The sequence below is a fragment of the Rhodococcus sp. NPDC058521 genome (assembly GCF_042719695.1).
Lineage (GTDB): Bacteria > Actinomycetota > Actinomycetes > Mycobacteriales > Mycobacteriaceae > Rhodococcus_F.
Genome location: NZ_JBHXNL010000001.1, coordinates 385533 through 406176 on the forward strand (window position 1 = coordinate 385533; position 20644 = coordinate 406176).

Consider the following 20644-nt stretch of genomic DNA (forward strand, 5'->3'; position numbering starts at 1 on the left):
AGGTGTGTTCGAGCCGCGTCTTCCCCGTGGCAACCGACCGCTTGTGATGCTGGTTGTAGGGGTGTCTGTGATTGATGCAGCCGAGGTGATCGATGGCGCTTCGTCGCCGGATCTGTCGGGGTTGTCCCGGCAGGAGAGGCTCGAGCAGCTTCGTCGGCGTATCGCGGCGGTGCCTTCTCGGGGAGAGTCGGTTGCGCCTGCATCCGAGGTGTCCGTGGTGGAGGTCCTGCCGGTTCCCTCTGCGCTACAAGGGTTGCTTCCCGGTGGCGGGTTGGCGCGGGGGTCGGTGGTGTCGTGTTCGGGCGCCACGTCCCTTCTGCTCGGGGTGATCGCGTCGGTGACGGCGAGCGGTGGACATGTGGCGGTGATCGGCCACCCTCGGTTGGGTCTGCTCGCTGCAGTGGAGATGGGCGCCCGGCTGGAGCGGTTGGCGTTGGTTCCCGATCCCGGCTCCGATCCGGTGGAGATCGCCGCGGTGCTTCTCGACGGTATGGATCTGGTGGTCCTGGGTCTCGGAGGCGCATCCGTGGCTCCTTCTCGTGCGCGGGCGGTCGTGGCCCGAGCGCGCAGCAAGGGCGCGACACTGATGGTGACGGACGGTCACTGGGACGGTGCCGAGGTGCGGCTGGAAGCCCGAGTTCAGGATTACGACGGCCTCGGTGAGGGGCGTGGCAGATTGCGTTCGATCGGGTTGGACGTGCGTGCACGCGGGCGGTCGTTTCAGCCTCGGTCGACGAGGGTGGACGTGTCCGCTGCAGACGGGAGAGTCGAGTGGACCGGGGTACGCCCCGATCGACAGAGCGCGTCGATCTGTCCGGCGGAGGTATCGGGCCTGTGAGTGGGAGAGTGCTGGCACTGTGGTGCCCCGATTGGCCCGCCGTCGCCGCAGCTGCGGCCGTGGACCTTTCGCCGATGCATCCCGTTGCCGTCACCTCGGCCAACCGGGTGATCGCCTGCTCCGCTATAGCCAGATCGGAAGGGGTGTCCAGGGGGCTGCGCAGACGTGAGGCGCAAGCTCGGTGCCCTCGGCTCCACGTCACTCCTGCGGACCCGGATCGTGATGCGCGGTTGTTCGAGCACGTTGCGTCCGCCGTCGATGCTGTTGCGCCGGGTACCGAAGTACTCAGACCCGGTCTCGTGGTGCTCTCGGCACGCGGACTGAAGCGATACTTCGGATCGGAAGAGAGTGCCGCAGAACGATTGGTGGACGAGGTGTCCGCCCTCGGTATCGAATGTCAGGTGGGTATCGCCGACGAGTTGTCCACCGCGGTGGTCGCGGCCAGGCATGCAGCACTGGTCCCTACCGGATCGGGTGCGAAGTTTCTGGCGCCGCTTCCGATGCGAGAACTGGCTGCCGAGCCCAGTCTCTCGGATCCGGGGCGCGGAGATCTCGTGGATCTGCTGCACCGGCTCGGGATTCGCACCATAGGCGCGTTCGCGGCACTGCCCGCCTCGGACGTGGCATCGAGGTTCGGGACGGACGCAGTGCTGGCGCACCGTGCCGCGCGAGGCGAACCGGAACGTCCGCCCTCTGCGCGGGTACTGCCACCGGATCTGGACGTCGAGTACCGCTGTGACCCGATCCTCGAACGAGTGGACGCAGCGGCGTTCGCCGGCCGTGCCCTCGCAGAAAAGCTGCATCGAGCGCTGTCGGCGGCAGGGGTGGCGTGTACTCGGCTCACGGTGTCGGCGACCACAGCGAACGGTGAGCAGATGGCCCGTACCTGGCGATGTGCAGAACCACTGACTCCGGATGCGACCGCCGACCGGGTGCGGTGGCAGTTGGACGGCTGGCTCACCGGCCGCACCGAGGCTCGCCCCACGGCGGGCATCGCGGTTCTGCGTCTCGAACCGGTGGAAGTGGTGACGTCGGGAGCGTTGCAGCAAGGACTGTGGGGCGGGGTCGGCGAAGAAGAGGAACGAGCAAGACGAGCGCTGGTCAGGGTCCAGGGACTGCTGGGCGGTGAAGCAGTTCAGGTGGGTGTATTGAGTGGGGGCAGAGGGCCGGCCGAGCGAATAACCTTGCTGCCCTTGGGAGACGAGAGGGCTCCGGCTCGTGATCCGGGTCAGCCTTGGCCGGGGCGACTTCCGGAGCCGTCTCCGACAGCCGTTCTCGAATCCCCACCGTCGGTGTCGATGACAGGTGCACACGGTGTGCCGGTGACGGTCACGGCGCGCGGTTTCTTCGACGCCACGCCCGAACGACTTCGGTGGGGGAGCCGTGAGTGGGCGGTGACAGGGTGGGCCGGCCCCTGGCCGGTCGACGAACGTTGGTGGGACCCTGCCGATTCGCGCACTGCTGCTCGCGCGCAGGTGCTGCTCGAAGAGTCACGAGCATTGCTGCTGATCTGGTCAGACAACGCATGGTCGGTGGAGGGGATCTACGAGTGAAGGGGCAGCTGACGAATTACTCGTTGTCTGCGGCGCCTATCCACTCCGGGTACTGGACAGCGACGGGTTGTGTGGGTGCCCGAAACCCTTCCGGGATGGACACGAGTTCGGTTTCGGGATTTGTCGTCAGTTCCGGAAATTGCGACAACCACCACCTCGTGCACTCTGGAGGAGTCTCTGAGCTTGGAATTGATTCGAACCTGGTGATCTTCCAGGTGCCGAAGACATTCCAAGTCGGTGGAACACTGGCCTCGGGGTTCGCCGCATCGATCAGGTCGTCGGCGATGCCAGGGGGACCGGTTTCTTCGCTCGTGTTCTCGAGTTCAATTCGAGTCGGACCGAACCTCGGTGAGAGCGTGTTGTCACTTTCGTGTGCGTACAACTTGTGAGTGCACAGCGTCGCACCCACAGAGGTGTCGGTGGCTGAAAAATCGGTAATACGACGAACGTTGGTACTTGCCACCGGAGTACCGGCTGGTTCAACGAGACCAACGGAATCCATCTTGTCGGGATCCAGATGGTCGACCGGGCCGCCGATTGCCTTTCGGTAGCCGGGGAAGGAATGGTCGATCCCACGAAAGTAGTTGAGCTCACCTGCCTCGTATGCCGCACGCACGAGTTCTGCGCCGCGGCTGAAGAGGTCGACGGTCGGGTCGGCGGACCATCGAAAAGTGTAAAGGGGGCTAGGTAAAACCTCAGGTTCCGTCGGGGGACCCTGCTCGTCAGAAGCGGTTCCACAAGAGGCCAAGATTGCTGCCAACACTATGGCGGAGGCGGCCTGCCTACGCTTACCCATCATTGCGCACCACATCGTTGTATCCCTGGGTGATTCGGGTTTCGTGTCCGTCATCGTGTCGCCCAAGTCGGTTGAACATTGTGTCGTCGTCACCGCCCCGTTCGCCCGGAAACGTGCCTGGGCGTCGTCCCAGGGAAGCAGATTCCTATCGTTGTCGAGCGCCCAGCCGACGAGTCCAGATAGGAAAGGATACGGACCAACCTGTGATGGCAGAACGTTTCGGTCGGCGTAAGCCCTCGCAGGCATGAAGTGCCATCACTGGCCGCAAGTAGCGGTGAGTTCAACCGCGGACCAAAGGGCCTCCTTTTCTCCTGCAGAGAAGGCATCCTTGTCGATCGCATGATCCGGTACCGTCCCGGCGTCCTTGGTCGAGGACAACGCGTCAGCGACATTGTCGAGTCCTCTTGCAGCCTCTTCGATCTGCTCGCGGGCAGCTTGGTCATCGGCCTCATCGGAGAGCGATCGAACACCCTCTGCGGCACGCGACCATTGAGCTGGGTCGATGCTCGATTTGGTTTCAACGAGGGTCTGGGCAACCTGTTGCGAGGTGGTGCCGCAGGTTTGCTCGCTGCGTCCCGCACAACCGGTGACAAATGTGGTCAGTAACAATGCTGTCACCATGAACCCGAAACGTAGCGTTCTCATCGATCTGCTCCTTGTCGAACCGTCGACCACCCGCGCTGAGCGCACCATGTGTCTAGCCATCCTTTAGGATTACGTCCCCGTATGCGTTTCTCATTCGATTCCCATCTCCTGGCGCCCCAAGTTCATTGAACATAGATGTGAAATTTCCGGTCAGCTCAGAATTGTTTTCTGTAATTGACTTGATTTCACTCCATGGGAGTAGGTTTCCTGTCGAATCAAACGCCCAGTCATACCTAGCTGGCCAATCAGCCGGCGGATGCGGCGTCGCGTTTACGATATTGTATTCCAGGTGGGTGAAATTCGGTCCCCGAAGCTCGGCAGTTTGCGCCGCCTCTGGCGGCTGTCCGATTATTGATTCTTTAAGTGGATCCCCAGCCGCACCCACCATTGCATTTATGAAACTTCCGCCAGGAAGCCTTCCAATGCCCTCGGCTCCTAGGCTTGTAATTGCCCCGTATGCAGTGGACTTGCGGTCGTATTCTTCTTTCGCGCGAGCCGCCTCGTCGTCGTACTCAGCTTGCAACGCCTGCGACAACCCATTGTCAATCAATCCACTCAATCGGCCTGCGCGGTCCAGGTAGTTAGCCGCTCCGTCGGCACGCGGATCGAGCGCGTACTGCCCTTGGGCGGCCAACTGCCCTTCTATCGCAACACGTGTAAAACTTTCGCCGGCCTCGGCATCGGTATTCATGAAAGCAAAGACATTGGACGATCCTGAGAAGCTGTTGTTGTCTTCGGGATCAATCCAGCCAGCGGTATCGAATCCGGGCTTATCTAGTTGGTCACCACCTGCGAGATCTGTCATATAGGGGGCCATACTGTGCGACACTGATCGCAAAAGCTCTGGGTTGAGCTGACCTGCTGACTGACCGTTTGCTTCTGGTATCTCGGACAACTTCTTCCATGCATCGTCGGAACTCACTCCACGTGCGACTGCCTCCATAATATCTCCAGTGCGCGTCGCGGTGGCGACATCGCTCGCATTGTTGGGGTCCTGGACGCTGGAGTCGAGCTCGCCGAACTGGAACATGGTCGAGGCAGCTTTGCCGTCGTCGGACCAGTTGTGCGTCAGTACGTCGCTGACGAAGTCCTGTCCGTGCTCAGGATTGGTGACCGGGTCGTGGACCGCGATCTTGTCGTCGCCCACCGCTTGGAATATGCCTTCGGTGAAGTCGGTGTCCGTGGTTCCCTTGCCGTCCACGGTGAAATAGTTGAACTTGTGGTCGGGGTTCTGTTCGTGCGCCACCTGTGCATCGAGGTACTGGCGACCGACGTCCATCAGATGGTGATCAAGGCTGCTGCCGGCCTTGTACTCAGGATCACCTGCACCGACGATCTCAGCTATGGCCTGATTGTCGGCAACTCCATTGAGCGCAGTGCTCGGGCGGAGCGAGTAGCCGGAGCCTTCGAAGCCGCTCACGACCAGGTCATCTCGCGTCAGCGATTCCTTCATCTTTGCGGGTAGGAGTTCGACGCCGCCCTCGGTCGGCACTTCCGAGTCACCCTTGACCGAGGCGGTCACCTTCTCGTTCGACACAAGTTGGAAGGAGTTCGCGACAGAACGTTGCGTATCCGGCGGAAGTTTGTCGATCAATTGCTGAATTTCCTGGGGACTCTTGCCGTCGAGGGAACGGCTGAGCTGGTTCAGGTACTCCATCTGCGATGCGGGAATCGTGGCAGGAGAGCCACTTTCGAGCGCATCGAGCTGTTCGGGTGTCAGAGTCGCGGCCTCGGTGATCCGCGCAATCTGTTCGGGAGTAAGTGACTCTGGGTTCCCGGCCAGATCTGCTGCATCCGAACGTCCCTGATCTGCACCCAGTGTGGCCACCGACGTGAACTTCGCGCGCAGATCGCCTCTGCCGGCATTCAGCGCGTCCTTGACGGTTTGATCCGCCTGCTGGGTGGCCGTGGCCGCGTCGGTGATCTCGCGTTGCCAGTCCCGCAGGTCCTGGACCCGCTGCTCGTCGGGGTCCGGTGCCGAGTCTGTGACCGTCAGATTCTCCGATACCCGGAATCCTGCCGCCTCCGCACCGGTAATGGCGTGACGAGCCCGTTGTAGCGGCGCGTCCACCTCGTGGAACCCGTCCTTGGCGCGTGTGGCGAGGGCTTCGAGGACATCCACGACGACAACTGCCGTCTTCTTGTCTGCATTGGCCCTATCCTGGGCAGCCTCCGCGGTGACGCCCTCCCAATAGGCGTCGCTGACTTTGGTCACACCGTCGACGTATCTGGTGAAGAGATTCTCGATCTCACTGCCGAGAGACATCCACGCGCTACCGATTTCGGTCAGCCCCGCAGGGTTCCATGAATTGATTTGCGTGCGAGTCATACTCACGGCTGCTCACTCCAGTCACCGGTCGCGTTGGTGTACGCCGTGGCCAGCTTCTCGGCGTTGGATTCGTCTTGGTTCCGGTACTCCGCAGCCGTGTGGACCATAATCTCGCCTGTTTCGCCCAGCCGCTCTTTGATCGCGGGCACGAGAGCCCCGTCGACGAGATCGCCGGAGATGCTCGACGCCTCGATGACCGAACTCATCATCCCGCCAGGCGTCGAGAGGAAAGGGCCCGCGGCCGGCCCGGTCCGCAGACCGCCAGCCTCTTCGGCGAGTTTCTTCAGCACACCCCCCAGCCGGTCCAACTGGTCCAAGTCCGCACTGAACGCTCCCACAGCTTCCCCCCGATCAGTTCGATTAACGCCAAACCCGGTGTCATATTACGTCCCCCCTCCCGCTGCATCACGATTGACCGCGTCACCACGCTCGACGCGGGCGTGGCCTCAGCTGTTGACGCGGGCCAGCGCCTGGGCGGTTTCCTCGTCGGTGGTCAGAGTTTCGGCTACCTGTGCACCGACCATGTCATGGATCGCCCGCAGGCAGGAGATGTGTTCGTCGAGGCGGGCGATGAACTGCTTGGTGGTGTCGGACAGAATCTCGGCGAGTTGGTGGCCACACTCGAAGTTACCCAGCGGAAGGGCCTCGGTCTTCTGACTCATGTTAAACCGCACTTCTTGGAGGGATGCAATGGCTTCGGTGCACGCGTTTGCGCAGTCCTGCGCCACCTCCGGGTCGAGTACCAATTCCCCGGCTTTGGCTTGTGCTGCCAAGGCCATCAACCCATCCGCCCCGGTGACCTGATCGCTCATACGAATTGCCCCCAGTCTCGTTGAAATTGGACCGAACTCTAACTGTCACCTGGGTATCTCGCCAGCGAGAGCGTCACCGACGCGTACCGCCCATTCACACATCGGCGTGGTGTCCTTGGTGAACACCGACCGTGCGACCTGCGTCAACACCAGCCCCTCGTTCTGGAATGGGACCACCAGCCAGCACACCGAATCCGGGGCGTAGCCATCGTCGCGAAATGTGAAGGCCGACCGGCCTGCGACCGTGACGTCCTGGAAGTCGGTGTTGCCTGGGCCGTTGCGAATATCGTCGACCGGCAGGATCGTAGAGGCTGTCATGATCACGCTGATGTCATCGGTGGTCTTCCATCCGCAGTTCTCCTCACCTGGCGCCTCGACGGGGCCCGGACCTTCGGTTGCCGGATCGATCGTCGCGTTTCGCAGTGCCCCGTCCGAAAGGGTGCATGGGTCCCACGGCTGTGCGACGGCCCGTGTCTCCGGAGTGTCGGAATCTTCGCCACCACTACAGCCGGTTGCGGCCATCCCCACCATTGCCAACATTGCCCCGGCGATCGCCGTCCCCCGATTTGTTCGCATGACCGCATCCTCTCACTGCCACCCAATGTGGACGCGACAGCCTCCCAGTCTCACCATGGCCTCACCCGACCTGTGACGCCGTCACCGAGGGATACCTGGGACCAAGATTTCGCTGGCCTGAATCACCATGTCGTCCATTGGCGGTTTCTCCTTGGAGAACGCCGACCGACCGGTGCCGATCGTGACCAGATCTCCGTCCTTCGTCCACAGCTCTATCGAGGCGGTTTCGTCACGACCAGGATCCTCGTCAGGCAAGCTGTCGAATATGTAGCCGTCGCGGCCTGCGACCGATATCTCTCGAAAGATTATGTTCCACGGATTCGCGTGGAGTTGTTTCTGGGTGAGAGTGGATGATGTCACGATCGAGACCGACATCTGATCCTCAGTTTTCCAGGAACAACTCTTGGTTCCGGGCGCGTGTGCCGACATCGCCGGCACCACTGTGCTGGGCACCAGTCCGGCATTCAGCAGGTCTTCCGAAATGGTGCACGGGTCCCATGGTTCCCGCAGAGCGTCCGAGTCCTGACTTGATCCAGCTTGGTCGCTGCTGCATCCGGCAGCGCCGGCGGCCACGACCAGCAAGGTCGCACACAGGGCTGCCCGTACCGCTTTCGTTCTTGTAGTGTTCACGGATTCCGTTCCAGTTCACGGCCGACGGCGCCCAACCGGACGTCCCACGGAGCCGCCCCTCCCTCGCCGTCACCGATATGCTCGTGGTCGATCGTGACAGGGAATGCTCCGTCTCCGCCCGGGCTGTCGGATTCGGATTCCGACGAACTGCAGGCCACCAATGACAATGCGGTAGCGAGGGAGAGAGACGAAGCGAGGGCGCAGCGGCGGAGAGTGACACGGGGGGCTTCGTGAAGTAGGTGTCAGCTCAACTTAGCCTAGCCTCAGCTTCGTGTGGTGACCTCGGGATGGTGCTTGCGTGACCTCCACGGAAGGTGATTGACTGCCGACAACGTCGCGTGTCGATGGCGGACTGCGTCAGGCATGGAGGCGTCGTATCCCCAAAGGGGTTCGTACACATGACAAACTCGCTCGTCACGAACATTTCGTTCAACCACACCATCGTCGCTGCCAAGGACAAGAAGGAATCGGCCTGGTTCCTTGCCGAACTGTTCGATCTCCCCGCACCCGTGGAGGCCGGTCACTTTCTGGCAGTGAAACTCGACGACGGCGTCACACTCGACTACGCCGAGCCGCCCATCGAGTTTCCGCCGCAGCACTACGCCTTCCTCGTCGGTGAGGACGACTTCGACCGCATCTACCGCAAGATCGTCGACCGCGGGCAGAAGCATTGGGCCGATCCGAGGCAGACCGAGGCCGACACTTTCAACACCAACGACGGTGGCCGCGGTGTCTACTTCCTCGATCCTTCCGGGCATTACATGGAGATCATCACGCGGCCCTACGGCGGCTGGTCCTGACGCTGCGCCTACCCTGAAATCTCGTGAAGAGGATCAACACGTCCACCGGTATCGAAATTGCGTATCGGGAGTTCGGGACGCCCACACAGGACGTGCCGGTGATCCTCGTTCACGGGATGGGCGGCGACAGTAGTACTTGGGAGCGGTTCGCGCGAACCCTCGTCCGCCACGGTCGACACGTGATCGCACCGGACCTGCGCGGGCACGGCCGTAGTGCCCGCGCAGTGTCCTACCGTTTCGCGGAGTTCGGCGAGGATCTCGTCGCTCTGTGCAAAGAACTCGGTCTCGACCGGGTCGACATGCTGGGCCATTCGCTCGGTGGTCACGCCGCGACTGTTGCGGAGCAGTGCCGTCCCGGCTTGGTCCGAAGGCTCGTTCTCGAGGAGGCGCCGATCCCGCTGCGCCCGGGTGACCCGGAGCAATCCTTCGCCGGCAGGTTTCCCTCGGTACCGGAACTGTGGCACGCGACCACGAGTCTGGTCCGTCACCCACGTGCGGTGTTCGCGTTCGACCGAACTATGACGGGCACGGCACTGGAACAATTCCGGATGCCGAATCCACCGTGGTGGGACGCGCTGCGAGACATCTCCTCGGACACGTTGATTCTCCGAGGCGGGCCACGGGGCATGGTCGATCCAGACCGCCTCGAAGCGGTGACCGATGTTGTGGCACGCGTTCGCGTCGAGTCCTTCTCGTGTGGTCACAGCATCCACCGTGACCGGTTCCGCGAGTTCGCCGCTGCGGTCGTCCCCTTCCTTACAGAACCCGAAGAGCCGTTCCATACCGAGTCCGCTGATTCGGGTCTCCGCGAGGCCGATCCGGACTAGCGTTGAAACGGAGATCGCGGAGCGGCCTCGGTCGCTTCTGCACGTCGGGAAGAAGGCAGACAATGACGACGATTACTCCGCACAGCGCTCCCGCCGGTTCACACGGTCGGGAAGGATTCAGCTCCCTTCGCTCCGGCGGGCTCAACTGGGACGCGTTTCCGCTCCGGTTGTTCACCAAAGGCAACGCGAAGTTCTGGAACCCGGTCGACATCGACTTCACCCAGGACGCCTCGGACTGGGCCGAGCTCACCAGCGAGCAGCAACGCAGCTCCACCTACCTCTGCTCGCAGTTCATCGCGGGCGAGGAAGCGGTTACCGAGGACATCCAGCCGTTCATGAAGGCGATGGCCGCCGAGGGCAGGTTCGGCGACGAGATGTATCTGACCCAGTTCTGTTTCGAAGAGGCCAAACACACCCAGGTGTTCCGACTGTGGATGGATTCGGTCGGGCTCACCGACGACCTGCATTCGTACGTTGCCGAGAACCCCTACTACCGGCGACTGTTCTACGAGGAGCTCCCCGGTTCGCTCGGTGTGCTCGAGACCGACCCGAGCCCCGCGAATCAGATCAGGGCCAGCGTCACCTACAACCACGTCATCGAGGGAAGTCTTGCGTTGACCGGGCACTACGCCTGGCAGAAGGTGTGCACCACTCGCGGAATCTTTCCCGGAATGCAGGAACTCATCAAGAGGATCAGTGACGACGAGCGGCGGCACATGGCCTGGGGGACCTTCACCTGCCGTCGGCACGTGGCCGCCGACGACAACAACTGGAACATCGTGCAAGAACGCATGGGCGAACTCATGCCGATGGCTCTCGGCATGATCGACTGGGTCAACAACCAGTTCGAGGAGCAGCCCTTCGGTCTCGACGAGGGCGAGTTCCTTGCGTATGCGGCCGATCGTGCCCAGCGTCGGTTGTCCGCGATCGAGTCCGCACGAGGCAAGCCGGTCGAAGAGATCGACCTCGACTACTCGCCGGAGACCTTGGAAGAGAAGTTCGGTGAAGAGGACGCAGCGGCGCTCACGGAGGCAACGGCATAACGATGGCGACCCTCGGAGAGCAACCCGAGAACACTGCGGAGCGGGTGGCACTGTGGCGTGCCATGCACGTGCAGGTGGATGCGCCACCGCACGTGCTCGAAGACGAGGTGGGGCTGCAACTCCTCGATCCGGACGAGAACTGGCGTCAGCGTCCGGACATGAACCCCCAGTTCACTGCCGGGTTCAGGGCGGCGATGGTGGCGCGTGCCCGATTCATCGAAGACTTGCTCGCCGAGCAGGTCGACCGCGGGGTGGACCAGTACGTGATCCTCGGGGCCGGACTGGACACCTTCGTTCAGCGCCGACCGGAGTTCGCCTCTCGCCTTCGCGTGTACGAGATCGATCAGCCCGGCCCGCAGAGTTGGAAGCGTCGACGCCTGGCCGAACTCGAATACGGGACTCCCGGCTGGTTGACGTTCGTGCCCGTCGACTTCGAGGCGAGCGAGGATTGGTGGACGAAGCTGCGTGAGGCCGGTTTCGACGCCGGCCGACCTGCAGTCATCGTGTCGACCGGTGTGACCATGTACCTCAGCACCGAAACCACTGCCGCGATGCTGCGGGAGATCGCCGGACTCGCGGCCGGTTCGACGCTCGCGATGACCTTCCTGCTTCCTCCAGAACTACTCGAGACCGACGAGGATCGGGCCGGGTTGCAGCGTAGTAGGGAGGGTGCAGAACGTTCGGGTACACCGTTCGTCAGTCTGTACACGCCCGCCGAGATGCTTGTTCTCGCTCGCGAGGCTGGATTCGCCGAGGTCGAGCACGTGCCGGGGGCCTCGCACCGTGGGCGCTACTTCGCCGGCCGCACGGACGGACTTCGCCCGACGAGCGGAGAAGATCTGTTGGTGGCAAAGACATGAACCACAAGACATGAACGACAAGACGTCAACGATCGGGTGGCATGATCGCGGCATGGCACTCACTTCGCTGGACCGCAAGCTCATCGGATGGTCGGCGCTGTTCGTGGCCTCGCAGCTGAACATCGCCCGGTTGCTCGGTCCGGCAGCACCGCGTGTCCTGGAAGCGCAGACGGCATTCTCTGCGGGGTCGTACACCGCGGTCCTCGACAAGATGGATGCCGCCGACACCGCGCGATACCGCAGCCACTTCTACCCGGACTTCGTGCACCCCGCGATCTATGCAATCGCACTGAGTACCGGTACGAGGCGCCTCGCCGAACTGACCCCGATGTCTCCCACCACCCGTCGGGTGTTCACGGCGGCACCCGTCGTCTCGGCGGCAGGGGACTACGTGGAGAACGTGGTCGGGCTGTATCTGCTCGACCATCGCGACCGCATCACGGACACCACTGTGCGTGCGACGTCGACGGTGAGCGTCACGAAATGGGTACTTGCGTTGGGAACGCTCGGGTTTCTGTCTCAGGGATTCGTCCGAGTATGGGCGAAATCGCTGCTGCGCCGATAGGTTCGGGACCATGGCTTCGGAACCATTGCCGGTTGCACTGTTCGCGGACGGGACGGAGTTCCGTGCCTGGATGGAGGTGAACCACAGTTCCTCCGCGGGACTCGATCTGAAGATGGCGAAGAAGTCCTCATCTCATTCCTCCATCGACTATGCGCAGGCACTGGAGGTGGCGCTGTGTTTCGGCTGGATCGACAGCCGAGCCAAACGGATCGACGACGACTGGTACGTGCAGCGGTTCGGCCCGCGCACAGCGAAGAGCCCGTGGTCGAAACGGAACTGCGACGCGGTGACCGCCCTCGCGGAGCGCGGGATGCTCGAACCGTCCGGGATCGCCGAGGTGGAGCGCGCGAAGGTCGACGGCCGGTGGGAACGCGCCTACGACGGCCCGAGAACGGCGACGTTGCCGGACGACTTCCTCGAGGCGCTCGCCCGTAATCCGGCGGCTGCGGCGTTCTTCGAGACACTGAACAGCCAGAACCGGTATGCCGTGTTCTATCGGCTGCAGGAGGCGAAAAGACCCGAGACTCGTGCGCGGCGAATCGAGAAGTTCGTGCAGCAACTCGCCGAGAAACGAAAGTTTCACGACTGAGACAATGACGCCGTGACGCGACCCGAGAACATGACCTGTTCGGCAGTTTCCGCCGTGGATGAACGGCTCGCGGGCACCGCTGCGCAGGTGACCGGTTGGGTGTGCTTGGAGTATCCGGGCGGTTGGGGTCGGGACATTCTGGACGGAACGGCGCTGGGTGCGGAATTGGCCGACGAGTTACGGGTTCGCGCCGATGCCGCCGGTGTGCGCCTCATGTTCATCAGAAGGCCGGGTCGCAGTGTGCTGACCGGGGGAGACCCGGGTCGTCCTGCGTATACGGTCCTGTTGGCCCAGTCTCATCCGGGCCGTTCGTGGTGCGAGCGACTCGAGGTGGACGAGCCTGCCGGACTGCTCGATCTGGACTTCGGCGCCGTCGCGGGCGAGGCCCCTGGAATGGGGCGCCCTGTCGAGAACCCGGTCGTGTTGGTGTGCGCGCACGGCAAACGGGACCAGTGCTGTGCGGTGTTCGGGCGCCCCATCGCCGCGGCGCTCGCATCCGAGTTCGGCGACGACGTCTGGGAGTGCTCGCACACAGGCGGACACCGTTTCGCGCCGTCGATGATTCTTCTTCCCAGCGGTTACACGTACGGGCGGCTGGGTGCGGCCGCGAGTATCACGGCTGTCCGCGCAGTCCGGGACGGCTCGGTGGAGCGGACCGGGCTGCGCGGCCGCAGCGTGTGGGACGCGCGCGGTCAGGTCGCGGAGATGGCAGTGCGCGACCGGGTGAGCGTCGGCACGAACGAGTTGAGCGTCGAAGGTGACACCGTCGTTCATGTCGACGGGCGGAGATGGTCGGTCGAGATCGAGAAGACCGAACTGCCGCCGCGACCGGCGAGTTGTGGTGCGGTGTCGAAGCCCGTGAAGCCGTTGATCGCACGCGACGTTCGTGAGCTGCGTCAGCCCTACCAGTAGACCCCCGGGATAAGGTTCCCCACTTTCCGCACGACGGTCCCGAGAACCGGGGGCGTAGGAATCGTGCGACCCTCCTTTTTCGATGTGTCCGAAGTGTCCGCGGAAGGCGCGGCCGGCTTCTGACCACGCGCAGCCGCCGAGTCGGGGAACATCTTGTACAGCTGGTGAAGGAGAAGGTCTTTCGTGCGAGGCGCGAAGAAGTAGCCGAACTCGCCGAGAGTGCCGATGGCGACGTCGATGCGCTTCGGACGTTCGACGAGCGCGCGCACCACCATCTGCGCTGCCTCTTCCGGGCTGGTGGCCGGTCCCGCGTTGTACTGCTCGGTCGGTGCGATCATGGGTGTTCGAACCAGGGGCATGTGGACGGTCGTGAACGTGATTCCATCCGAAAGTGTTTCGGCTGCTGCAACGTTGGTGAATCCGTCCAGAGCCGACTTGCTGGCGACATACGCGGAGAAACGCGGCGTCGCAGACTGCACACCGGCGCTGCTGATGTTCACGATGTGCCCGAAGCGTCGCGCCCGCATCTGCGGCAGGAGAGCGAGAATCAGCCGAACAGCACCGAAATAGTTGACCGCCATGGTGCGTTCGTAATCGTGGAGCCGATCGGTGGAGTGGTAGATCCCGCGTCTGATGGAGCGTCCGGCGTTGTTCACGAGCATGTCCACGTGGTCGTGCTCGTCGAGAATCGTTGCGACGGTTCGGTCCACCGACTCCGTTTCGGTGATGTCGCACGGATAGGCGTGTGCATCGCCGCCGTCTTCGCGAATCTCCTTCACCACCTGTTCGAGTTCGTCGGCTCGGCGGGCGAGGAGCAGCACGGTCGCGCCTTCCTCGGCGAGAGCGAAGGCCGAACTCTTACCGATACCCGACGAGGCGCCGGTGAGGACGATGTGCCGTCCCACCAGCGGCCCTCGCGGGTCTGGGCGTCGCGCTCTGTCGGGGTCGAGGTTCTCGCGCCAGTACTGCCACAACGTGGCTGCGTAATCAGTGAACTCGGGGACGGTGATTCCGGTACCCGACAGTGCTTTCCGGGTGTCCTCGTCGACGAACGTGGTGGGCAGCGTCATGTTGTCGACCAACACGGGCGGGATGCCGAGCGCCTTCAATGCGAACGCACGTCCGGCGTCGACCGGTCCGATCGAGGTGGGCTCGACGAATGGTTTGACGATGCCGCCGGGCAGTCCCGCCACGGCGCGCGGCGCCCCCGCGGCCTTTGCCAGTGCCGAATAGATCTCTCGGACGGGTTGTGGTTTCGGATTGACCAGATGGAAGGTCTTCCGTCACCGTTCGGGGCGGTCATCAGGTGCACGAGCGCGCGTGCGACGTAATCGACCGGCACGAGATTCGTGGCACCGAGGTCCGGGACGACCACCGGCAGAGACTCGGGCAGTTTCGACAACGCTGCGAAGGCAGGGAAGAGGTAGTAGGGCCCGTCGATCTTGTCGATCTCACCTGTTCGTGAGCTTCCGACGACCGCGGACGGGCGATAGATGCGGTGTCTTGCTCCGGATTCGCGGACCAGCTTCTCCGCCTCGAACTTGGTGCGGTGGTAGGGCGTCGGGAAGCGTTGGCCCAGATCGAAGTCCGCTTCGGTGAACCGCCCCTTGTAGTCGCCGGCAACGGCGATGGACGAGACGTGATGCAGGATTGCCCCCACTTTCGCGGCCAGCTCGATCACGGACCGGGTGCCCTCGATGTTGGTGGCAGCCTGTTCTTCACCGGCCGTCAAGTCGTAGATCGCGCCGAGGTGCAGGACATGGTCCGCCGGTGGTGGGTCCGTGATCCCGAGCTTCGGTTCGGTGAGATCTCCGACGAGCGGTTCGACACGATCACCGCCCTCGAGGTCCTGTTTCAGGGACTTCAACCGGTCGACCGATCCCGCTCGAACGAGAACGTGAACTCGGGCCGATTCGTCGCGGCGGAGCAGCTCGGCCAATACGTGACGACCGAGGAACCCGGTGCCGCCGGTGACGATGTAGGTAGCCATGGGCCGAACTTACTCCGGGGTAAGTTGCTTGGCCAGGGTTGAGCGGGGATTGAAGGTCGAAGGGTTCACACATATACCCAACGAAGTTGTTGGGTATCGTGAGGGTATGGGTATCGACGTTCCGCAGGCCACACCCCGCAAGCAGGTATCGAAGCGTGCGAAAAGTGCTCGGACCGCCACCCGAAAAGCGTCTTCCTCGTCTGCGGAGGAGTTGACCCTGCCTCGGGTGAGGCATGCACGGAGTGCCGATGACCCGATCGCTCCGGCTCGGGTCCGGTACTTGGTCGACGAGTTCAGTCGGACTGGGTTGGCGGCGCTCATCGGTGTCAATCGGTCACAGACCAGTCGGTGGGCGTCCGGCGAGGAAACCCCGGGCGTCAAGGCCGCGCCGATCTTGATCGACCTCGAACACGTCCTCGCACGCGCACGTTTGGTGTGGGGAGCGGAGGCGGCGCGCGAATGGATCGAAAGCCCGAACGTATTCCTCGAGGGCGCCCGACCCATCGACGTTCTCCAAATCGATGGACCTGCCCGCGTGCTCGAATCGCTTGACGCCGAGACATGGGGCGGAGGCGCGTGAGTGCTGGTTTACCGAGTGTTTCCCTATCTCGACGCGGCAGCACCCGGCGAACCCGGTCATCCCCTTTACGAACACCACCCTCAACGCGGCGGACGCATCGACCACCCGGAGTATTACGTCTGGTATCTGGCACGCCACCCCGAAGGTGCGTGCGGTGAATCGTTCGGAAACATCGGCCGCTGGTCGGACCCGATGTTCGAGTTTCCCGCGATGCCAGGCGCGCGCCGGGCCATCGGTACGTACGAGGTGCCGGACGACCTCCGCATCTGCGACCTCGACGACCCGCGCCAGCTAGATCGACTCGGGCTGCGGCCTACGCAGGTCGTTACGCGCAATCTCGGGGTCACCTCCGCGTGGGGCCACCGAATATGGGCGGAAACCAGCCCGCCGGTCGACGGAAAACTATGGCAGGCGGTGCAGTGGTGGTCATTCCACAAACCGACGTGGACGATCCTCGCCAGTTGGGAACGTCCGGAGTTCATCGGGCTCGAGATCCTCACCCTCGAGCACCCGGCAATACGCGCAGCAGCGAAAGCCCTTTACCGGCCACTCTGAGAGTCCGATCCCAGTCGTTCATGGTGGATTGCTCCGAATTCAGGCTCCGTGTCCCGGATCCCACAGTCCCGTCGCGGCGCCGGCGTGAAGGTGGTCGGTATAGACGCCGACCTTCCAGTCGATCAAGGCTCGGCATTCTTCGAGTGCCTGGATTTGGTTCTCGACACGTTGACGATGCTCGTCGAGGAGTTGCAGGCGGTCTGCTTCGTTTCCGGGCCCTTGTCTTACCAGGGCGGCGAACCTGGTCAGCTCCGCGAGCGGCATGCCCGATTCGCGGAGTCTGACGCAGATCAGCAGCCAGTCGACGTCGACGGTGGTGTAGGTGCGGCGACCACCAGAAGTTCGTCCTACCGGGGCGATGAGTAGGTCCTCGCGCTCGTAGTACCGCAGTGCGTGAACAGTGAGTCCGGTGCGCCCGGCGACCTCTCCGATCGTGAACATCTTCTGATGCTGTGGCTCACTGCTCATACCGGATGCCTTCCGCTCTTGATCTAGAGTGCGCTCTAGATTCTAGATTTGCGGCATGAGAACCCAACAGCAAATGCCGATCGATTCCGGGTTCACAGCCGAGTCCACAGCAGACGACGTGCTAGGCGGCATCGAGCTGGACGGCAAGGTGGCTTTGGTCACCGGCGGATATTCCGGCCTGGGATTGGAAACCACCCGGGCACTGGTGAAGTCAGGGGTGAAGGTACTGGTGCCGGCTCGGCGCCCTGAGATTGCCCGCGCCCGCTTGGGTGGTCTCGAAGGGGCGACCGTGGTCCCCATGGACCTCGCAGACCTCGCCAGCGTTCGCGTGGCCGGTGATCAGCTACGCCAAGCCGAAGCGAAGTTGGATATCGTGGTCGCTGCAGCCGGCGTGATGGCATCGCCGGAGCGGCGCGTCGGACCAGGCTGGGAGAGCCAGTTCGCGATCAACCACCTCGGCCACTTCGTTCTCATAAATCTGCTACGTCCGCTGCTGTCGAACGCCAACGGTGGACGGGTGGTGTCCTACTCGTCGGCCGGGCACCATCTGTCCGATATCCGTTGGGCGGATATGAATTTCGAGCAAGACTACGACAGGTGGTTGGCCTACGGTCAATCGAAGACGGCCAACGTGTTGTTCACCGCGCACCTCGACGCGACCGCGAAGAGCGAGGGAATCCGGGCTTTCTCTCTGCACCCTGGGGCAATCATCACCGACCTGCAACGCGACATGACAGTCGCCGAGCAGATCGAGCGGGGGTGGATCGACAAAGAAGGCAACATCGTCGGGCCGGGCTTCAAGACGCCGAGCCAAGGCGCAGCGACCGGACTGTGGGCGGCGACGGCTCCCGCGCTGGACAGTCGCGGCGGGGTCTACTGCGAGGACTGCGACATTGCGCCGCTTGCGGATCCAGGGGGCTCGATGGATGACGGCGGTGTCCGTGAATACGCCGTCGATCCAGAAAGCGCCGAGAGATTATGGACGGTGTCGGCTCAGATCACCGGAATCACCCCACGTGAGGGAGCCGCGACCGCCGTCTCGCAATGAACTTCCAACGGTAGATGCTTTCGGACGCATCAAGCCGAAGCTTTCGGCTAGTGCCGATCCGTCTAGTGCCCGATCCCGACTTTCTCGTGGACTCGTTTCATCCACTTCGGAGCCCACCAGTTGGCCTCGCCCATGAGCTTGACCAGAGACGGCACCAGCAGCATGCGCACGACGGTCGCGTCCACGATGAGTGCGACGATCATGCCCACACCGAGGAACCGCATGATCGACAACCCGGAGATGGTGAAGGCGCCGGTCACGATTACGAGCAACATCGCGGCGGCCGTGACGATCCTTCCGGTGCGTTCGGCACCGAACTTGACCGCGTCCTCTGTGCTGGCGCCTTCGCTGCGGGCCTCGACCATGCGCGACATGAGGAACACCTCATAGTCCGTGGACAACCCGAACACCACAGCGAGGATCAGGACCACGAACGTCGGTTCCAGCGGTGACGGACTGACTCCGAGTAACCCGGCGCCATGGCCGAGTTGGAAGACGAAGGTCAGCACTCCGAATGTGGCGGCGAGGCTGATGCCTGCCATCAGTACGGCCTTGATGGGCAAGACAATCGACCCGAACGCCAGGAACAGCAGGATCAGCGTCGAGATCACCATGATCGCCACCATCACGGGCAGCCATTCGGTGATGGCGGCGTTCCCGTCGTCCACCGTGGCCTGGCCGCCACCCACCAGAATCTCCGTGCCGTCCGGTGGGTCGAGAGCACGCAGGCTCGATACGACGTCGCTCTGCTGGTCGGTGTCGGCGCCCTCCGAATAGGTCACCTGGACGGCCGCCATGTCGGCGCTGGCACCCACCATCGTCGCCTGGCTCACGCCATCGATGCCCTGAGCCTTCGCGGCGACCGCGGTGCCGTCGGCGGGCGTGGGTGGCGAGCCGTCCACGCCGCGAAGAATGACCGTGGCGCCGTTACCGGTCGTGGGGAACTCGTTGACCAACGTGTCGGTCGCCGTGCGGGCCGAATCGCTTTCCGGCAATGCCGTGTAGGTGACCTCGCCGAGCGTGGCTTTCGTCAGGGGCGCGGCCAGTACCAGCAGACCGATCACGATGGTGACGGCCACGGCGACGGGCTTGCCCATCACCCTGGTCACAACCGACCCCCAGAACTTGCGAGCGCGTTCCTCTCCCCGTTTGGCCGCGTCCTTGCGCCAACTGAGTGCATTGATGCGATGGCCGAGGATCGCGAGCAGCGCGGGAACTGCAGTCAGTGACAAGAGTGCGGCACTGGCGACTGCGGCGATGGCGCCGAATCCCAGCGATTTGATCACGTCCTGCGGGAACACGAGCATCCCGGAGAAGGCGCAGATCAGCAGCAGTCCCGAGAACAGAACGGTGCGACCGGCTGTGAGAACGGTCCGCTTGGTCGCCTCCAACGGTGAAGCGCCGGAATCCAGCTCCTCACGGAAGCGACCAACGATGAAGAGTCCGTAGTCGATGGCCAGACCCAGCCCGAGCAGGGAGGTGACGTTGATAGCGAAAGAACTGACATCGGTGAACAGGGTCAGCAATCGCAGGGTGGCCAGTGCGCTGAAGATGGAGAGCAAGCCGACGAACACCGGAACCGCGGCGGCGACGAGGCCGCCGAAGATGAACACGAGCAGCACCAACGTGACGGGCAGGGCGATGCCCTCGGCGAGAACGAGGTCGCTCTGGAGTCGGTTGTTGAACGCGACGCCGACCACCGAGTTGCCGGCGAACTGAACGTCCACACCTGGCACTTCGAGTTTCGGGAGCAGGTCGTTGAAGTTCGCGACGTTGATACCGGCATCCGGGTCGACCGTGATTGCGGCCGAAGCCATCGACCCGTCTGTCGAGGTCATCTGAGCCTTGGCCGCACCCTCGGTGCTCCAGTAGGAGTTCACCGAATGGGTCGGCACCTCGTTCTCGAACGCGGTCAGGTTCTCGGTCACCGCCGGGCCGATGTCCTCGAGCGTTTTGCCTTCGGGTGGGGTGTAGATGGCGATGATGTCCGGCGTCTGCGGCCCGAGGTTGTCCTCCACGATCTGGGCGACCTCGGCCGATTCGCTGCCCGGGTCGATGAAGCCACCCTGGCTGAGCTTCGAGAACACGCCGGTGCCCCACACACCGCTCACGATCACTGCGAGGACGGCGAGAACCAGCACCCACCATTTCCGTGTGACGACGAGCGAGGCCCAACGTGTCATGCGTTCTCTCCGGATCGGTAGGTATCGGCTGGCTGATTCGCACTC

Annotated in this window: 21 protein-coding genes and 1 pseudogene; 12 read left to right on the forward strand and 10 right to left on the reverse strand. The window is 63.2% G+C overall.

Translation table 11 applies throughout. The annotated features are described in order from the left end of the window. The first annotated feature begins 61 nt into the window (after window positions 1-61). Complete coding sequence (locus ACFWO3_RS01765; RefSeq protein ID WP_378573065.1) at window positions 62-838, forward strand: hypothetical protein; 777 nt, start codon at window positions 62-64, stop codon at window positions 836-838. Next, entirely contained in the window at window positions 835-2391 is a 1557-nt protein-coding gene (locus ACFWO3_RS01770; RefSeq protein ID WP_378573068.1) for a DNA polymerase Y family protein, read from the forward strand. Before ACFWO3_RS01765 ends, ACFWO3_RS01770 begins: the two co-directional genes overlap by 4 nt. 16 nt (window positions 2392-2407) lie before the next feature. Here the strand turns inward: ACFWO3_RS01770 and ACFWO3_RS01775 are convergent, their stop codons facing one another. The 7 genes from ACFWO3_RS01775 to ACFWO3_RS01805 all read right to left on the reverse strand — a co-directional run bounded on the left by ACFWO3_RS01775 (window position 2408) and on the right by ACFWO3_RS01805 (window position 7924). Next, window positions 2408-3433 carry a hypothetical protein gene (locus ACFWO3_RS01775; protein ID WP_378573070.1) on the reverse strand — a complete coding sequence of 342 codons (1026 nt, stop codon included), beginning with the start codon at window positions 3431-3433 and terminating at the stop codon, window positions 2408-2410. Between the two features lie 9 nt (window positions 3434-3442). Next, on the reverse strand, window positions 3443-3832 hold the full coding sequence (locus ACFWO3_RS01780; RefSeq protein WP_378573072.1) for a hypothetical protein: 390 nt from the start codon (window positions 3830-3832) through the stop codon (window positions 3443-3445). A gap of 52 nt (window positions 3833-3884) precedes the next feature. Then, complete coding sequence (locus tag ACFWO3_RS01785; RefSeq protein WP_378573961.1) at window positions 3885-6161, reverse strand: hypothetical protein; 2277 nt, start codon at window positions 6159-6161, stop codon at window positions 3885-3887. A gap of 2 nt (window positions 6162-6163) precedes the next feature. Further along, entirely contained in the window at window positions 6164-6478 is a 315-nt protein-coding gene (locus tag ACFWO3_RS01790) for a hypothetical protein (RefSeq protein WP_378573074.1), read from the reverse strand. A gap of 129 nt (window positions 6479-6607) precedes the next feature. Then, window positions 6608-6973 carry a hypothetical protein gene (locus ACFWO3_RS01795; RefSeq protein ID WP_378573076.1) on the reverse strand — a complete coding sequence of 122 codons (366 nt, stop codon included), beginning with the start codon at window positions 6971-6973 and terminating at the stop codon, window positions 6608-6610. Between the two features lie 45 nt (window positions 6974-7018). Next, window positions 7019-7549 (reverse strand): DUF3558 family protein, encoded by a 531-nt coding sequence (locus ACFWO3_RS01800; RefSeq protein ID WP_378573078.1) that lies wholly within the window; start codon window positions 7547-7549, stop codon window positions 7019-7021. Window positions 7550-7630: 81 nt separating this feature from the next. Continuing rightward, window positions 7631-7924, reverse strand: coding sequence for a hypothetical protein (locus ACFWO3_RS01805; protein WP_378573079.1), 294 nt, complete (start codon window positions 7922-7924; stop codon window positions 7631-7633). 653 nt (window positions 7925-8577) lie between these two features. Between ACFWO3_RS01805 and ACFWO3_RS01810 the strand changes: the two genes are divergently transcribed. From ACFWO3_RS01810 to ACFWO3_RS01840, 7 genes are all read left to right on the forward strand, one after another. After that, the gene (locus ACFWO3_RS01810) at window positions 8578-8979 is read left to right on the forward strand and encodes a VOC family protein (protein ID WP_378573081.1); all 402 of its coding nucleotides are present in this window, start codon (window positions 8578-8580) and stop codon (window positions 8977-8979) included. A gap of 23 nt (window positions 8980-9002) precedes the next feature. After that, on the forward strand, window positions 9003-9806 hold the full coding sequence (locus tag ACFWO3_RS01815) for an alpha/beta fold hydrolase (protein WP_378573083.1): 804 nt from the start codon (window positions 9003-9005) through the stop codon (window positions 9804-9806). 62 nt (window positions 9807-9868) lie between these two features. Then, window positions 9869-10849, forward strand: coding sequence for a R2-like ligand-binding oxidase (locus ACFWO3_RS01820; RefSeq protein ID WP_378573085.1), 981 nt, complete (start codon window positions 9869-9871; stop codon window positions 10847-10849). 2 nt (window positions 10850-10851) lie between these two features. Beyond that, entirely contained in the window at window positions 10852-11709 is an 858-nt protein-coding gene (locus tag ACFWO3_RS01825; protein ID WP_378573087.1) for a class I SAM-dependent methyltransferase, read from the forward strand. 52 nt (window positions 11710-11761) lie between these two features. Continuing rightward, on the forward strand, window positions 11762-12274 hold the full coding sequence (locus ACFWO3_RS01830; RefSeq protein WP_378573089.1) for a hypothetical protein: 513 nt from the start codon (window positions 11762-11764) through the stop codon (window positions 12272-12274). Window positions 12275-12284: 10 nt separating this feature from the next. Further along, a complete protein-coding gene (locus ACFWO3_RS01835) occupies window positions 12285-12863 on the forward strand; it encodes a YdeI family protein (RefSeq protein ID WP_378573091.1) in 579 nt (192 codons plus the stop codon). Window positions 12864-12893: 30 nt separating this feature from the next. After that, complete coding sequence (locus tag ACFWO3_RS01840) at window positions 12894-13775, forward strand: sucrase ferredoxin (protein ID WP_378573963.1); 882 nt, start codon at window positions 12894-12896, stop codon at window positions 13773-13775. On the opposite strand, the pseudogene ACFWO3_RS01845 reads toward ACFWO3_RS01840, so the two are convergent. Then, window positions 13766-15765, reverse strand: a pseudogene (locus ACFWO3_RS01845) (SDR family oxidoreductase). The gene ACFWO3_RS01840 and the pseudogene ACFWO3_RS01845 sit on opposite strands and share 10 nt — an antisense overlap. 106 nt (window positions 15766-15871) lie before the next feature. Here ACFWO3_RS01845 and ACFWO3_RS01850 point away from each other — a divergent pair. Beyond that, window positions 15872-16345, forward strand: coding sequence for an antitoxin Xre/MbcA/ParS toxin-binding domain-containing protein (locus ACFWO3_RS01850; RefSeq protein ID WP_378573092.1), 474 nt, complete (start codon window positions 15872-15874; stop codon window positions 16343-16345). Next, complete coding sequence (locus tag ACFWO3_RS01855) at window positions 16346-16900, forward strand: RES family NAD+ phosphorylase (RefSeq protein WP_378573093.1); 555 nt, start codon at window positions 16346-16348, stop codon at window positions 16898-16900. A gap of 39 nt (window positions 16901-16939) precedes the next feature. On the opposite strand, the gene ACFWO3_RS01860 is transcribed toward ACFWO3_RS01855, so the two are convergent. Next, the gene (locus ACFWO3_RS01860; protein ID WP_378573094.1) at window positions 16940-17368 is read right to left on the reverse strand and encodes a MerR family transcriptional regulator; all 429 of its coding nucleotides are present in this window, start codon (window positions 17366-17368) and stop codon (window positions 16940-16942) included. A gap of 55 nt (window positions 17369-17423) precedes the next feature. Here ACFWO3_RS01860 and ACFWO3_RS01865 point away from each other — a divergent pair, with 55 nt between their 5' ends. After that, window positions 17424-18416 (forward strand): oxidoreductase, encoded by a 993-nt coding sequence (locus tag ACFWO3_RS01865; protein WP_378573096.1) that lies wholly within the window; start codon window positions 17424-17426, stop codon window positions 18414-18416. A gap of 62 nt (window positions 18417-18478) precedes the next feature. On the opposite strand, the gene ACFWO3_RS01870 is transcribed toward ACFWO3_RS01865, so the two are convergent. Next, window positions 18479-20599, reverse strand: a complete 2121-nt coding sequence (locus ACFWO3_RS01870; protein WP_378573098.1) for an MMPL family transporter — start codon at window positions 20597-20599, stop codon at window positions 18479-18481. Between the last annotated feature and the right edge of the window lie 45 nt (window positions 20600-20644).